This window comes from Chitinophaga sp., assembly GCF_039596135.1.
GTDB lineage: Bacteria > Bacteroidota > Bacteroidia > Chitinophagales > Chitinophagaceae > Chitinophaga.
Genome location: NZ_JBCNKH010000010.1, coordinates 1 through 16,477 on the forward strand (window position 1 = coordinate 1; position 16,477 = coordinate 16,477).

The following is a 16,477-nucleotide window of genomic DNA, read 5'->3' on the forward strand; positions in this document are numbered from 1 at the left end:
AACTCAAATGGTACCTACACTTATACTCCTGTTGCAAACTATAATGGCCCTGATAGCTTTACTATCACCATTAGCGATGGCAATGGCGGTATAACTACAGTGACTATTAATATCACTGTAACAGCTGTAAATGACGCTCCAACCGGTACTGACCAAAATATTACAACTCCTGAAGATGTAACTTATAATGGTAGTGTAGTAGGTAGTGATGTGGACGGTGATGTGCTGACTTACAGCAAGGGAACTGATCCAGCGCACGGTACAGCTACCGTTAATGTAGACGGTACATATACCTATACACCAAATGCCGATTACAATGGCCCTGATAGCTTCACTATTCAAATTAGCGATGGCAATGGTGGTACAGCAACAGTAACCATCAATATCACTGTGACAGCAGTGAATGATGCTCCAACCGGTACTGATCAGAATATTACTATAAATGAGGATACACCATATAATGGTAGTGTAGTAGGTAGTGATGTAGATGGCGATGCCCTGACTTACAGCAAGGGAACCGATCCAGCGTACGGTACAGCTGCCGTTAATGTAGATGGTACATATACCTACACACCAAATGCCGATTACAATGGCCCTGATAGTTTCACTATAACCATTAGTGATGGTAATGGCGGTACAGCAACAGTCACCATCAATATCACTATAACATCAATAAATGATGCTCCAACTGGTACCGATCAGAATATTACTACAAATGAGGATACACCATATAATGGCAGTGTAGTGGGAAGTGATGTGGATGGTGACGCACTGACTTACAACAAGGGGACCGATCCGGTACACGGTATAGCTACCGTTAATGCAGATGGTACATATACCTACACTCCGAATGCCGATTACAATGGCCCTGATAGTTTCACTATCACGATCAATGATGGAAATGGCGGTACAGCAACAGTCACCATCAATATTACTGTAACAGCAGTAAACGATACTCCAACTGGAACGGACCAGAATATTACAACTCCTGAAGATGTAGCTTACAATGGCAGTGTAGTAGGAAGTGATGTAGATGGTGATGCCCTGACTTATAACAAGGGGACCGATCCGGTACACGGCATAGCTACTGTAAACGCCGATGGTACTTACACTTACATACCAGCAACCAACTACAGTGGTCCTGATAGTTTCACTATCACCATTAGTGATGGTAATGGCGGTACAGCAACAGTAACAATCAATATTACTGTAACAGCAGCGAACGATGCTCCAACCGGCACAGACCAGAATATTACAACTCCTGAAGATGTAGCTTATAATGGTAGTGTAGTAGGCGGTGATGTAGACGGTGATGCACTGACTTACAGCAAAGCAACCGATCCAGCGCACGGTACGGCTGCCGTTAACGTAGACGGTACATATACCTACACTCCGAATGCTGACTACAATGGCCCTGATAGTTTCACTATCACCATCAATGATGGTAATGGCGGTACAGCAACAGTCATCATCAATATTACTGTAACAACAGTAAACGATACTCCAACTGGAACAGATCAGAATATTACAACTCCTGAAGATGTAGCTTACAATGGCAGTGTAGTAGGAAGTGATGTGGATGGTGATGCACTAACTTATAACAAGGGGACCGATCCGGTACACGGCATAGCTACTGTAAACGCCGATGGTACTTACACTTACATTCCAGCAACCAACTACAATGGCCCTGATAGTTTCACTATCACCATTAGCGATGGCAATGGAGGCACAGCAACAGTAACAATCAATATTACTGTAACACCAGCAAACGATGCTCCAACTGGTACCGATCAGAATATTACTACAAATGAGGATACACCATATAATGGCAGTGTAGTAGGTAGTGACGCTGATGGCGACGCCCTCACTTACGCCAAAGCAACCGATCCATCTCACGGCACCGTTATTGTAAACTCAAACGGAACATACACTTACATACCGAATGCCGACTACAATGGCCCTGATAGTTTCACTATCACCATCGACGACGGTAATGGTGGCGCTGTAATCATCACCATCAACATCACTGTAACTCCTGTTAACGACGCGCCAACCGCGTTCAACCAGATCGTTACCACTCCTGAAGACACCCAATACGCTGGTAGTGTCATCGGCACCGATGCAGACGGCGACGCCCTGACTTACAGCAAGGCAAGCGATCCTGCTCACGGTACAGCCATTGTCAATGCAGACGGTACATTTACTTACTCACCAAATGCAAACTACAATGGCCCGGACCTGTTTACAATCCAATTAAACGATAACCATGGCGGTACCACTACCGTGACTATCACCATCACTGTTACGCCGGTAAATGATGCTCCAACTGCAGCAGACCAAACCATCACCACCCCTGAAGACACCCCTTATAATGGTAGTGTAACAGGTAATGATGTAGATGGTGATGTGCTGACTTACGCTAAAGCAACTGATCCATCTCACGGCACTGTTATTGTAAACTCAAGCGGAACATACACTTACACACCAGCCACCGACTATAATGGACCTGACAGCTTCACCATCACCATCAACGATGGTAACGGTGGTACCGTAACTGTGACCGTAAACATCACCGTAGTACCCGTCAATGACGCGCCAGCCGCCACCAATCAGACCATCACAACGCCAGAAGATACTCCATACAATGGCAGTGTAACCGGCACTGACGCAGATGGTGACGCGCTGACTTACAATAAATCAACCGATCCGTTACACGGTACAGCCACTGTCAATGCAGATGGTACATATGCGTACACACCAAATGCAAACTATAATGGTGCAGACAACTTTACTATCGTGATAAATGATGGTCATGGCGGCACCACCACCATCACGGTCAACATCACGGTGACACCAGTCAACGACGCACCAACCGGTTCTGACCTAAACATTACCACTCCAAAGAATACCGCTTACACAGGTAATATAACCGGTAATGATATAGATGGAGACGTATTAACTTATTCAAAAGCTACCGACCCATCACACGGTACCGTAGTCGTAAACACCAACGGATCATTCACCTACACACCCGCCACCGGCTACGTAGGAAATGACAACTTTACCGTCGTGATCTCTGATGGCCAGACCAGTACTACTGTAACTGTCTACATCACCGTCACCCAGGTAGTCACCCACCCGGGCATCACACTGGTAAAAACTGCCGTACGCGATGGTAATGTTATCACCTACACATTCACGATCACAAACACCGGCGATGTCGCATTAACCAATGTCATCCTCGCCGACCCAATGATCAACCTGAATGCCTCCATCTCTGCCACTCTGCAGCCCGGGGAAGTAGTTACCCAAACTGCTACTTACACCCTTACGCAAACAGACAAAGAGAACGAATCAGTGACCAACACTGCCACCGTAAGTGGTGTCTCTCCCGATCTGGTGACCGTGTCTGACATCTCCGGTACTACCGCCGGTAATGATACACCAACTACCATCACTGTGCCGGGAGTGCCAAAGGCGAAAAACGATGAGTACGATACCAGGGTGAACACGCGTATCAGCTTCAACCCGGTAGATAATGATAATTTAGGTACGTCAACTTTACAAACCCTCAGTATCGTTACCCAGGTACAGCATGGTACCTTATCGTTCGATGTAAATGGTAACTGCGAATATCTCCCAGACCAGGGCTATGTTGGTGACGATACCTTCACCTATACCATCACAGATGCCGACGGCTATGTTTCCAACGTCGCTACTGTGACCATTCACATAGGTGCTGTCTATATTGCCGTGCCAACCTTATTCACGCCAAACGGCGATGGTAAGAACGACGTATTCGAAATCGTGGGCCTGGACAAATACACAGAAAATGAATTGATCATTGTAAACCGTTGGGGTAACGAAGTATACCGCCAGCATAACTATTCCAATACCTGGACCGGAGACGGATTAAGTGAAGGCACCTACTATTATTTATTACGCGTTAAGAAACAAGGCAGCGCGGAATGGGAGGTCTTCAAAGGATTCACGACCATCCTCCGCAAATTCAAGAAATGATGAAAAGAGGTTTTATATTGTTGCTATGTATAGCGTTGGGCAAATCGACATTTGCCCAACAGGAAGCACAGTTCAGCCAATATATGTTCAACGGCATTTACATCAACCCGGCGTATGCAGGATATAAAGAAGAATTATACCTGCATGCGTTCTATCGGGCGCAGTGGACCGGTATAGAAGGCGCTCCCCGGAGCTTCTCTGTTTCTGCCGATAATATTGCCAATGATGGAAATGTAGGCTGGGGGATCCAGGCAGTTGCCGACAAACTCGGTGCGCAAACCAACCAATCCCTCTATGCCAGTTATGCTTATCGTATACGCCTGAATGAAGACGGTACTTCCCGCCTCGCATTCGGTATCAGTGGTGGCCTGGTGAACCTCGCGGTAAACACTTCGCAGCTCACTACCACCGATCCTGAAGATGATATGCCTGTGGGTACGCTTACCACTACGGTTCCCGATGCCAGGGCAGGGATCTTCTATGCAGATGATAATTTCTATGCAGGCGTCTCTGTAGACAACCTCGTAGCACCGTATATCAACAAGTCGAAGTACGTTTATATTCCTACTCCGCGCCCACACTATTATGTGACTGCCGGTGCTTTGTTCAAACTGAATGACCAGCTTTCTCTCAAACCTTCTTTCTTATTGAAAGATGACAGGGGTGGACCCACCAGTTTAGACATTAATGCTTTCCTGTTGATTTCTGAAAAACTCTGGCTGGGGGGCTCTTACAGAACCAGTGTGTCTCTTTACGATAAAACATACCTGCAAAAGACGTTAGTCTCCAGGGATGCTGCTGTTGCGGCGATTGAAATATTCCCGTTGCCTACCCTCCGTATTGGTTATGCCTATGATTTTTCTATTGGCCCATTGCAGAGTTATAGCAACGGGTCTCATGAAATATCTATCGGGTTTACCATTCCTACGAACAAGGATCATGTAAATTTGCGTAAACTGGGTATCTCTTGTCCTAAAGTATTTTAGCGTAGTTCGGTATTGCGGTCTTCCTTATCCCTGAGAATAATTAATATTTACTTAGAAACAACAACTGCTTTAGCAACATATCTACCTTAGACATATAATACCCTGCTGCCTTTGCCATCGCTACCGGGTTTTCATAAATATATTTCAACTCAAGCGGACGCTTATGATCAAAATCCAGTTTCATACTCGGTGCATAAGGGCGCATCGCTATCGTAAACTGCAACATATCATATACTATTGACGCTGGTAATTGCGCACCACAGGCATTCGCACCATCGACCACCTCTTGCATAATTTCTTTAGACAATTCATAAGTAGCCTTATCAGCCAATAGCTTGTTTGCCGTGGTATTCAATACTACTGACATTCCATTGAAAGTAATATTCCACACCAGCTTTTTCCAACGCAATGTATTCAGGTCTGGTGCTTTTTTAGCAATCAACCCTGTCTTGTCAAATGCGCTTACCACCTGGTCAATAATACCAGTATCCCGGATATTGTAATTGCCTATTTCAATATCTCCATAATCCAGGTGATGCATCTGTCCAGGGCCTACCTTATTCACTGAAATCAAAGCTGTAGCACCCGCTACACCTACACCCGGAAACATAGCTGCTACATCTGCTTCCACGCCAAGGCCGTTTTGGATCAGAATAATGACGGAGTTGTCATGCAAGAGGGGCTTTACTAAAGAAGGCAATAAGCTTTCATTACTGGTTGTTTTTAAACAAACCAATATCACATCACAAACCGGCATGTCTGTCGACTGTTGATATGCGTTTACCTGGTCTAAATGAATATCACTGAATACTTCCGATATTACGTGGAGACCTTCTTCCTTTACCGTAGCATAGTCACTGTTTAATAAAAAGTGTACTTCCTCGCCTGCATTGGCTAACATGGCGCCATAAAACCCTCCAATGGCACCGGTTCCTACTATCGCATATTTCATTGTATCAATTATAATGTGGCTGCTAAGATACAATCTATTACCTTTTCTGCCTGACATCCGTTCAAACCCGCGCCCCAGGCGGCATTGAATTCTAATACAAACCAACCTGCATACTCATTGTAAGCGATATCGACCACTACAGTCGCAGGCAGTGCAAGTTTATATTTAAGTAAAAATTCCTTTAAGAACTCATAGCCACTTTCCAGGTCTGCCTTTCCTTCATATAAGGCCATATCCATTATCTCTCCTTGTAAAACATAAGCTCTCACTTCAGCCTGGATAGGAGAAATGATCTCTGAAGTCAATACTTCCTCAGCTTCTGCCAGGCCGGCTACAACTTGTTTAAAAGAATCATAATCAGGAAATACCCCCGCAGCAAATAATTTAGGAATAACCGGTTTAACAAAAAGAGGGAAGTCTGTTCTTTGTAAAAAGCCAATTGTTGCGAGTGTAATAGTACGCTTTACCCATTGTGGTTCCAATCCCGCTATTAGTGTATCATCAGGAGAAACGAGCGTTTTATTATAAATCTGTGCCAGCACCATGGCAAATGTTTGATTGCCCCATATTGCCAGTGGTTGGTTTATTAAAGATTCATCCTTTATCCAATACTTTCCCAGTCGTTTTATTTTCCCGCCCCTGGCTGTCCAGATAGCTTCCACTGATTCAAACTCTACATCCGTTTTTTCGGGAATTAATAAGATCATATCATTTCATTTCAAAAAAGAAAAACACCACCGCCACCCATTCCTTCCTTATCCCCTCCGCCGTTCCTATCGTCGAATAATCACTTCCCTGCACCGTCCCATCATCCTTTATATACCCTAATGTAGCATAACTACCACTCGTTACCTTCCCCTCCTTACTAATATACCCCACCGTGCTATAATGACTATCCTGCACCTTCCCATCTTTCACATAGCCAATCGTGTTATAACTGCCATCCTGGATCCTGCCATCACTTTTAATATATCCAACCGTCTGATAACTACTATTCTGAATTGTACCGTCACTCTTAATATAACCCTTCACGGCATAGTTACCCGCCCTGATCGTTTGTGCATGCGCACCCACGCCAAACAGCACTGCTAACAGGTATAGACATTTCCTCATTTCAACGTTATTAACTCATTCTTTATCGCAAACAACACCAACCCCGTTCTGCTCTTTATCCCAAACCGCTGAAACAAATCCTGCCTGTAATTATCTATCGTATGCGGACTCAAATTCATCTGATCCGCAATCTCCTTATACGTATACTCCGTACAGCACAACTCAAGAAACTTAATCTCGTTACTACTCAGCTTCTCAGGCGCATTATTCCCCGCCAGATGCCCCTGTATATTCCGCAGCAATTTAAACGACACCAGTTCATTGATATAGAACCCCTGTTCACTAATCGTTCTGATCGCATGCACCACATCCGTCATTTTCGACTCCTTCAGCAAATACCCACCCGCGCCATTCTTCAGCATTTTGATAATCGGCTTCTCCTCCTCAAACATACTCAGCGCCAGCACATGCACATCCGGATAATGCTCCCGCAGCCACCGGGTACTCTCAAACCCATCCATCACCGGCATACTGATATCCATCAAAATTACCTCCGGCAAAGGAAATTTAGTCAGCTTATTCTTCATATCCTCCCCATTGGAAGCATCAAATACAATCGAAATTTCCGGAAATTCGGACAGCAGGCTTATCATCCCCTGGCGGAACAGGGTGTGATCGTCAATAATGGCAATCGTCGTTTGCTTTTCAGCCATAACATTATTTAGTAAGGAATCGTTATCTTAATCGTGGTGCCGGTACCGGGTGTGGACTGAACATGGGCCTGCCCGCCAATCATGCCCGCCCGCTTCTGGATATTTTGTAATCCCATGCCTTTGTGCTGCTTCATGATTTCAGCCACATCGAACCCGCTACCATTGTCCTGTATAGACAAGGTTAATACATTACTAGCAAACGCTAAGTTAATAACAATTTCATTGGCCTGTGCATGCCGCACAATATTATTCAGGATCTCCTGGAAGAGACGGAAGGTAATTGTTGCCTTATCTGCAACGGGAGGGAGAGGGGTATCAGGATAGGTATAGGTAATCCTGAACAGGTCGGACCGTTCCAGGTACTCAAGTTCAAAGGCAATGGCATCCACAAGGCCCCTGCTCAGGAGCTCCTCGCCATGCAGTAACCGGGATAGTGCCCGCAGCTCTTTCACCGCCCTTTTGGCAAGTGCTTCCGCCGCGGCCACCTTTTCGCCGGCCTTCTCTGTATCCTGCATGTTGATAGAACCCAGGGTCATCACCGTAAGGCCCAACAACTGTCCGATATTGTCATGTAAGTCGTAACCAATGGTCTTCAGGGTCTGCTCCTGGACCTCCATCTGGGTTTTCAACAACTCTGTATCAAATGCCTGCTTCAGGCTTTCTTTTTCTTCCGCATGCTTCTTTTTCCGTCGGTTATAGAGGTTCACATATACGATCAGGAACAAGGGGGCGATCAGAAAAATTACGGTCGTTAAACCGATGAGGAATAATACTTCCTTTGGAGAAATCTGCATATAAAAGCGTATGACCAACAGGAGTACAACAACACATTCAGGATTGAAAAGGTGATATACCTGACCGATGAAGAAATAAGCGAGATCTTGTCATGCACCAGATAATCGTTGAATATATTGGTCGCCGTACTGCCAAAGTAAAATATTAGGGTTCCATTCACCCACCAAAAGGGCGCGTAGGTATTCAGAACGATATACTTTTCGTCCCGCAGGATAAGATAATAAAAATAAAGACTTGCCAGTACAAATACTACGGATTCTGTAGAAGCTGTTACGTTTACGAACTTTGCAAAATGAAGGAGTTGGCTTTCCCGTACATACATTGCCAGAAATATACAGAGCCAGAGGATCAGCATACTGCGTTTATTGGTGTATTGCAGGTATAAATAATAAAAGAAATAACTTATAAAACCACATTCTACCAAAAGGTATACATTGTATAAAGGCGCGTTGGACACTTCCGTCGTTTCCCGGATATAGATGCCGGTAAATTCAGTTATACAGGTTAGCAACAAGAAGATGATAAAATACCGCCATATGGGTGTTTTGTCTTTTGCAAGACAAAACACCCCTGTCAACAGGCAGATCAGTTCTGCGACGGTATTTACTGTAAAGTATAATTTCATGCTGTATAGTCAAATCATTGAGTAATTAACAGAGCTCCTGCAGATTGACAGTTAGCAGGCGGAGGACACAACTCACCACGGTTTTCAGCAGCAGCCAGTATAATACGGCCCTTACCTACAGTACCTCTCGGATCATTGTTGAAGTAATCCCAATGGAAAACTTCGCCATTCCTGGTGGAGTCCCTGGTAGTCACCAGCACCAGCGTGTTGCGGTTCCAATATGCTCTCTCCGGAATGTGCGTATGCGTACTGTCGTACTTGTTGTAAGTACTGTCATACGCTGCCAGGTAAAAACGGATACCGTCGCCGCCTTCTGCTTCCAGCTGATCAACGAGTGCCCTCAGTCTTGTAACACTGAACCATACGGTACGTGTGTTGGAACCCATCTTGTGCGGCTTGCCATTGATCATTGTCGTGGAGCCATCCCACGAAGATGAATCCACAGGAATTTTACCAGCACGTTTTGAATAATTTTTCACATAGATTTTTGCAAACTCAACACTGATGGTATCCTTGTCCAACAGCCCGGATGTAGGCGTGTCTTTGTGATCATCTTCCGGTATGGAAGGCGATTGTTTTGGTTGACAGGCAGTCATAGTCATAGCTACCATAGCTATGGAGATAATGGCAACAGGGATGTTCATAACATTAAATGGTTTAAGGTGTACCTAAATGTATAAAAATCTATTTTAATTTTTTTAAAAGGGCCTGCAACTACTTTCAAAAGGCAGTGGAGGGCAGCTACCTAGCCCATGAGCTGCCTTGTCCACGTACCTTTCTGAAAGTAGTGTGCAGGCTACGTTAGTACAGGTTATATCTGAGGGGGTATATAGGGATGAAAGGCCTATTTAAAGCGGATAATGTAATCCACATTTACGTTGATCGGTCTTGACTCCCGGTCGCCACCGGCTACCAGGTGTGTGTGATCGCCATCCATCGAAGTTGCACTCTCTTCTGCATTGAAGGCTGCCAGTTCATAACCATCTGCGGGGTCTATCGCATGCCTTTCGGCAGGCACACGGTAGATGGCATGTGTATGCTTCCCATTGGTGGTTGTGATAATCGGGTTTACTGGTGCACCCGTGGTAGAGATCACCTGTATGGTGCCTACCTTGAGTTTGCCGGCGCCGGTTACAAAATAACCGCGCAGGTCAGGCAGGGCAAAGGTAAGTGGAGCCCCACCGAAGTGCGTGCCGATTATGTCGAACAGTTCGCGGTAAGTATGCCTGCGCAGCGAACTGCCATCACAAGGGAACCAGCCTGCTGCCTGCAATTTAATTTGTACATCCCTGTCCGTTATATCGCCGCCAAAAGGCATGATGGTGCCTATAGGAGGGGCTGCGCCCTCAATGTCTGCTGCAGCGATGAGGAAATCGGCGTAGATATTTTCAGGCCTTGTTTCCTGGTCGCCCCCCCTGATGGTGTGCAGGTGTTCGCCGGCGGTATTTGTGTGTTCGGTATCATCCGTCCATGCAATACAGTTGTAGGCAGTAAATCCTGTGGCGCCTTTGGCCGCAGTATGGGTAGACACGGGCACACTCTCTACCTGGTGACTGTGTGCACCGGCTATAGTGGTGGTAATGCCGGGAGGAGATGTGGTGGCATAATATTCCACTGAGCCGATGTTATCGCCCGTGTTTCCCCCTTTGTTAAGGGCATGGCGGGTATCCGCATCCGGGTCCCTGTTTGTTAAGTGACTAGTACCTCTGAGAAAATATCCCCTTAAGTCCGGGACGTTAATCAATTTAAGACCATCTCCGCCAAAGTTGCCCAGTATCGTATCGGCCAGGGTAGGATGATCCGTATATGCATACGGTTTGCCATCACAATAGAGCCATCCCACAGGAATATGTGGTAACGGGCCTCCAAAGGCGGTAATAGTGCCCGCCGGCAAGATGCCGGCAGGCACTTGTGGTGCACGGCATTTTATGACGAAATATAAAGCTACGTTAATAGGAAGGGTCGCATTGTCAAATCCTGTGAGTGTGTGAAAGTGTGCGCCCGCCGGTTCAGTGGCAATTGTTTGATTACCCCTGGCCATATCATAAGTGGAGCCGCTCCATGCCCTGTGCATATTGGCAGTAAGCCTGCCACAGGTATGACTATGGGCGCCGGTGATAGAGAGGGACCATAGCGATGCCGGCAGACCGGTGGCTGTTCTTTGCAAAGAGCCGGTGTGATTGCCCGTAGCGCCCCCGGGTGCGGCCGCGACCCGGTTTTTGGCGTCTGGGTCTGTACCCCTGGCTTTATGTAATGTCCCTCTCAGAAAACGCCCGATCAGATCGGGAACGTTGAAATATGATTCATCTCCGCCGTGGGCATTGCCAATGGCGGCGTAGAGTTCTGGATATATTTGAGTAGGATATGAGTTACCATCGCAGAGTAACCAACCTTCCTGCTGTAATGCCTGCAACTGATCGCGGTTGGAGAGGTCCCCGCCAAAGGTGGCAATCGCACCTATTGGAAGTCCGCTGGATACAGTTGTAGCATTTGGTAATTTCATGTCCCGAATTGTTTTGATTGATGATACAAAGGTCATCCTAAACGATTCGGGAAAACAGGCCGGAATGTTCCCTTTTAATAGCTGTTTTTAGGGGGTGGAAAAAGTGGTTTTCGGCTTTGCGGAAATTAAGTGATTGATTTTCATGCGTATTCAGGAGGGGTTTTCAGGGTTGTCTACCAGCCACTGGGTAAGTTTGTAACGGGGGAGGACTTCGTCCATCTTTTTTTTGAGCCATTTGGACACGAGTTCGAATACGATGAAGCCAATGACAATACTGATGCCCCATTCCAGGTTGGTGTAGGTGTGTTTGGTCACAATGGTTTTGTGGGTGGTGAGGCCCCAGAGGTTGTGGATGGAGCGGGTGGTGAAGAAGTGGGAGACAAGGCGGGTAGAGATCATGCCGATCACGAAGCCTATAAAGTTGCCGATGTAGTTGGAGTAAAGGTATTCGAGGAATTTTCTTACGACTTTGAGTTTCATAAAAGTTGGCAGGGTTTGTTTGAGACAAGATAGAGAGAAAATAGCAAAAAATCGCTTTCACCTTTGGCGAAAGCGATTTTTTAAAGTGAGATTATACACTATTCCGTTTTTATACTCCTCGCAGGGTTCACTAAGGCCGCACTCACTGCCTGGAAACTGACTGTTATGATTGCTATTCCCACTGCCATTGCCCCCGCCAGCAGGAACACCCCAAAGGATATATTCACCCTGTATGCAAAATCTGCCAGCCACCGATCCATTGCATACCACGCCAGCGGCGTTCCAATCACAATCGCTATCAATACTAATGCAATAAAGTTACGTGTTAATAAGAGTACAATATTCCCCACACCTGCACCTAATATCTTACGCAGGCCGATTTCTTTTGTGCGCTGACGAATACTAAACGCCGCCAGTCCTAACAACCCCATGCATGAAATAAGAATCGCCATCGTAGTCGCTGTATTCAGTATCGCCGCCGTTTTTTGTTCCTTTGCATAGAAACCCGCTATCGTATTGTCAAAGAATTTATATTCAAACTGCTCATTGGGATATACCTTATTATAAGCGTCTGCAATTTGAGAGATATTCGCGCCATGTAGTTTAACACCCAGGTTTATCGCAAACATTTTGGATGCTGTAAAAAATGCAGGCTTAATGGCTTCATGCAGTGACTGCGAATGAAAATCTGCCACTACACCCACTATCGGACATATAGGAGATGCATCATCATTCATCCCGCTTTCTGCTATTTTTCCAATCGCATCTTCCGGATGCGCAAACCCCAGCGCCTTTGCCGCACTCTCATTGATCAAAAATTCCCTCATACTGTCAGACGCCTGCACATTCCTACCCGCCACCAGCTTTAACTGGTACAGGGGTACATAGTTTTCGTCTATCCATTGCAACTGGCAATCCGCTTTCACAGGTTCTTTGCCGCCATTATATTTCAACTCCGTTCCCCAATGCGATGCGGCAGCCGGTGTACCATTGCTCGCACTGACCAGTTCCACTCCCGGTATCCGTCGCAACATATCTGCCAGCACATCCACCTTTGACCGCTCATATGCAGGGCTGGTATTAATAGTAATGATCGCCGCACTCTTAAAACCCAGGTCGGTATGCAGCACATAATCCAGTTGTTTCTGTACCACCAGGGTACCAATGATAAATACCAGCGAAATGGTAAACTGAAACACCACCAGCGCCTTCCGCAAATATCCACGTTCCCTGGTGCTGGTTTTCAAACTGATTGCCGGAATTGTCCCTGACAATACAATAGCCGGATATATCCCCGCCAGCAATGTCGTTACCACCAGCAACCCTGATAGCATCAATATATTTTCTTTACTGAAAACGGTGGCCACTGCACCCGCAGGTACGAAATTCTGCAACACATTTAATAATGGATATACCAGTATCAGCACCAATGCCATCGCGGCCAGCGTAATCAAAAATGTCTCGCTCAGAAACTGGAGAATCAAACTTTGCCTGCTGCTGCCCAATACCTTTCTTACCCCAATCTCTTTAGATCGCCTGATAGATTGTACGGTAGAGAGGTTGACGAAATTTACCACCGCAATCAGGAGTATAAAACCCGCAATGGCCAATAAGCCATACAGCGTAGGCAGATGCACCTGCTTTGAAAAGAAGTCATTAAATCTTACATCAAAATGTAGGTCAGACAATGGTTGTAAAAAGAGGGTTTTCTGTTCGCCTTTTTGCAGGGTGATATTTTGATGCAACAGGGCGGTCATTTGTTGGTTTATCTTTTCTATCCCTGCACCTGGCTGCAGTCTGGCAAATACCTGCGTACGGGCAAAGTACCCGCCCCATTGTTTGGAATATATGCCCTTATCCGCCAGGAAACTATTCGGTACTGTGCTGATAGAAACAAAATCAGTGAACCTGAAATTCGAATTTGCCGCGTAATCTTTTACGATGCCTGCAACCGTAAGTGGCAATGAGTCTGCATAATACAGCGTCTTGCCCACTATATCCTGCAAGGGTATGTAACCGAAATATTTATATGCCTTACTTGCTGTCAATACCACCTTAAAAGGTTCTGACATTGCTTTGTCCGGCGACCCGATCAGCCATTGGTAAGTAAATACCTTAAAATATTCAGGACCTGTTACTATGATATCTGAAGGATGGTCATGAAAGTCTGCTGCCGGAAAGCGCTTCCCATTTGGTACAGCCACTTTGGTGTAAAACGCATGCAGATCAGCTATTTCCGCTATTCCGCTTATATTTCCCCTGATTGCAGCTGCAGCAGGATCGGGTGGCATGGCCATAAAGGCATGCCTGCCTTCAGGAAAGGTTATATCACCAACCACCCTGTAGATGTTCTTCTTACCCGGCTGAAAGTTCTCGTAACTCAGTTCAAACCTGCAGGTCACCCAAATGGCGATACAGGACAAAATTCCGAGTGCCAGTCCTAAAATATTGATGCCTGTGTACAGTCTATTACTGACCAGATTTCTAAAGGCGATTTTGAAATAATTCCTGATCATAAGGACAGAGATTAGCTACCATTTGTATACATGGAGTATGCCTGTTCCCTGTCGCATGATTTTAAGTGATATATGATTATTTAAAAATTGTATATGTTCGTTTTTACCGGGAATAGTGTCCGGTAGCGAACGATTAATTCAAATCAAAGATCGGTTTCCACGGTGCGGGAAACACACCCACCCGTCTCGCATACGCATTCCATATATCACTCAGTTCTTTTACCTTCTCAGGGTATAGGTCTGACAAGTCATGCAACTCACTTCTATCTTTTCGCATATTGTACAACTCCCATTTGCCTTCTCTATAATGTTCCTTATCCTTTAGCAATTCTCCTTTTGAAACCAGCTTCCAGTCGCCCAGGCGCACCGCCCTGTTCATCTCATGTTCCCAGCAAATAGCTTTTCCCCTGTCCAGGGATTTACCTTTAAACAATGGCACCAGGCTCACCCCCTCCAGCGGTATACTCCCCGTATATTTCGCTCCTGTCAGCTCCACTATCGTCGGCATTATATCGATTATATGGCCCACAAAAGGCGTTATCCTATTCTTGCCATTAATTACGCCCGGGTAATTTACAATGAGTGGGGTAGCGATGCCGCCTTCATGCACCCAATGCTTATACTCTCTAAAAGGGGTATTCGACACATTGGCCCAGAACTTTCCATAAGAAATATAGGTAGAATCAGGACCACCACTCACCCCTTTTCCTTTCTGCACCAGCTTTCCATCTCTTGTTATATGTGGAATGGTGGCATAAGAGATTTCCTCTTTTTTCAAAGGCTTCAGCGTTTCAGGATGCTGTGCCCAGTTGCCCGTAGGCCCTGTAGCACCAATGTCTTCTGCACAACCCCCATTGTCCTGCATGTACATGATCACGGTGTTATTGTCAATACCTTGTTGTTTTAGCACCGCTCTGATGGCCCCGATACCCTGGTCCATATCATCTATTATGGCTGCATATACTTCCATCCTTGCCGCCTGTACTGTTTTGTCTATCCCGTTATCCCACCCGGGGTACTCCGCCGGCGCCAACTCTGTATTATTAGATAGCAACCCTTCCTGGCGTAGTTTCCTGAACCGTGCATCCCGTATTACATCCCAGCCTTTGTCGTATTTTCCTTTATATTTTGCAATATCTGCCGGCTTTGCATGCAAAGGCCAGTGTGCCGCTGTATATGTTACATATAGAAAGAATGGCTTGCTGGCATCTCTTTCTTTGATAAACCGGATCGCCTCGTGTGTAATAGCATCTGTGTAGTAAAAGCTATCCGTCTTATATTCCGGATCTGTAAATGGAGAGATCAAATGATTGTCCCTGCACAGGGCAGCAGGATCGAAATAACTACCGGCACCCTGTATGGTGCCATAATACCTGTCAAAACCACGCTGCAACGGCCAGCTTGTCTTAGGCCCGTCGTCTTTAATATTCTGGCTCACATGCCACTTTCCGGCCAGGAATGTAGCGTACCCGGCGGACTTAGCCACCTCCGCCATCGTTGTGGCCTTAGGATTGAGGTCGCCCCTGTAACCGGGCAACTGGTAGTCCGTATCCCGCATCCAGCCCATACCCGCCTGGTGCGGATAGAGGCCGGTGAGCAAAGATGCCCTGGTAGGACAACATCTGGCCCCGTTATAAAACTGTGAAAACCGCAAACCTGTTGCCGCCAGCTGATCCAGGTTGGGTGTATGGATCTCGCTTCCATAACAGCCAATATCAGAATACCCCATATCATCACTCAGGATGACAATGATATTCGGGCGTTGCTGCGCTTTTACAGCGATTCCAAAAAATAAAAAAAGCAGGTGGGCTATACGAAGTTTCATATCAGAATG

The 16,477-nt window shown here is 46.0% G+C and carries 13 protein-coding genes; 2 read left to right on the forward strand and 11 right to left on the reverse strand.

Annotated features, from left to right (window positions below):
* Positions 1–4,020 (forward strand): Ig-like domain-containing protein (locus tag ABDW16_RS09180; RefSeq protein ID WP_343669209.1); only part of this gene is annotated, 4,020 nt, incomplete at its 5' end.
* Positions 4,017–5,006, forward strand: coding sequence for a type IX secretion system membrane protein PorP/SprF (locus tag ABDW16_RS09185; protein WP_343669210.1), 990 nt, complete (start codon positions 4,017–4,019; stop codon positions 5,004–5,006). The genes ABDW16_RS09180 and ABDW16_RS09185, both read left to right, overlap by 4 nt.
* Positions 5,007–5,046: 40 nt before the next feature.
* Here ABDW16_RS09185 and ABDW16_RS09190 read toward each other — a convergent pair whose 3' ends face one another.
* From ABDW16_RS09190 to ABDW16_RS09240, 11 genes are all read right to left on the reverse strand, one after another.
* Positions 5,047–5,958 carry a putative 2-dehydropantoate 2-reductase gene (locus ABDW16_RS09190; protein WP_343669211.1) on the reverse strand — a complete coding sequence of 304 codons (912 nt, stop codon included), beginning with the start codon at positions 5,956–5,958 and terminating at the stop codon, positions 5,047–5,049.
* Positions 5,959–5,966: 8 nt separating this feature from the next.
* Entirely contained in the window at positions 5,967–6,665 is a 699-nt protein-coding gene (locus ABDW16_RS09195) for an ATP-grasp domain-containing protein (protein ID WP_343669212.1), read from the reverse strand.
* A 1-nt stretch (position 6,666) separates the two neighbouring features.
* A complete protein-coding gene (locus ABDW16_RS09200; protein WP_343669213.1) occupies positions 6,667–7,071 on the reverse strand; it encodes a 5-fold beta-flower protein in 405 nt (134 codons plus the stop codon).
* On the reverse strand, positions 7,068–7,724 hold the full coding sequence (locus ABDW16_RS09205) for a response regulator transcription factor (protein WP_343669215.1): 657 nt from the start codon (positions 7,722–7,724) through the stop codon (positions 7,068–7,070). The genes ABDW16_RS09200 and ABDW16_RS09205 overlap by 4 nt, the downstream gene beginning before the upstream one ends.
* An 8-nt stretch (positions 7,725–7,732) precedes the next feature.
* Positions 7,733–8,518 (reverse strand): ATP-binding protein, encoded by a 786-nt coding sequence (locus ABDW16_RS09210; protein ID WP_343669216.1) that lies wholly within the window; start codon positions 8,516–8,518, stop codon positions 7,733–7,735.
* Positions 8,476–9,144, reverse strand: a complete 669-nt coding sequence (locus ABDW16_RS09215) for a hypothetical protein (protein WP_343669217.1) — start codon at positions 9,142–9,144, stop codon at positions 8,476–8,478. The genes ABDW16_RS09210 and ABDW16_RS09215 overlap by 43 nt, the downstream gene beginning before the upstream one ends.
* Positions 9,145–9,158: 14 nt before the next feature.
* A complete protein-coding gene (locus tag ABDW16_RS09220; protein ID WP_343669218.1) occupies positions 9,159–9,788 on the reverse strand; it encodes a hypothetical protein in 630 nt (209 codons plus the stop codon).
* A 200-nt stretch (positions 9,789–9,988) separates the two neighbouring features.
* Positions 9,989–11,647, reverse strand: coding sequence for a phage tail protein (locus tag ABDW16_RS09225; RefSeq protein WP_343669219.1), 1,659 nt, complete (start codon positions 11,645–11,647; stop codon positions 9,989–9,991).
* Positions 11,648–11,797: 150 nt separating this feature from the next.
* Positions 11,798–12,127, reverse strand: coding sequence for a hypothetical protein (locus ABDW16_RS09230; RefSeq protein WP_343669220.1), 330 nt, complete (start codon positions 12,125–12,127; stop codon positions 11,798–11,800).
* Between the two features lie 98 nt (positions 12,128–12,225).
* Positions 12,226–14,643, reverse strand: coding sequence for an ABC transporter permease (locus tag ABDW16_RS09235; protein WP_343669221.1), 2,418 nt, complete (start codon positions 14,641–14,643; stop codon positions 12,226–12,228).
* Positions 14,644–14,776: 133 nt separating this feature from the next.
* Positions 14,777–16,468: an arylsulfatase gene (locus ABDW16_RS09240; RefSeq protein WP_343669222.1), complete on the reverse strand. Its 1,692-nt coding sequence runs from the start codon at positions 16,466–16,468 to the stop codon at positions 14,777–14,779.
* Between the last annotated feature and the right edge of the window lie 9 nt (positions 16,469–16,477).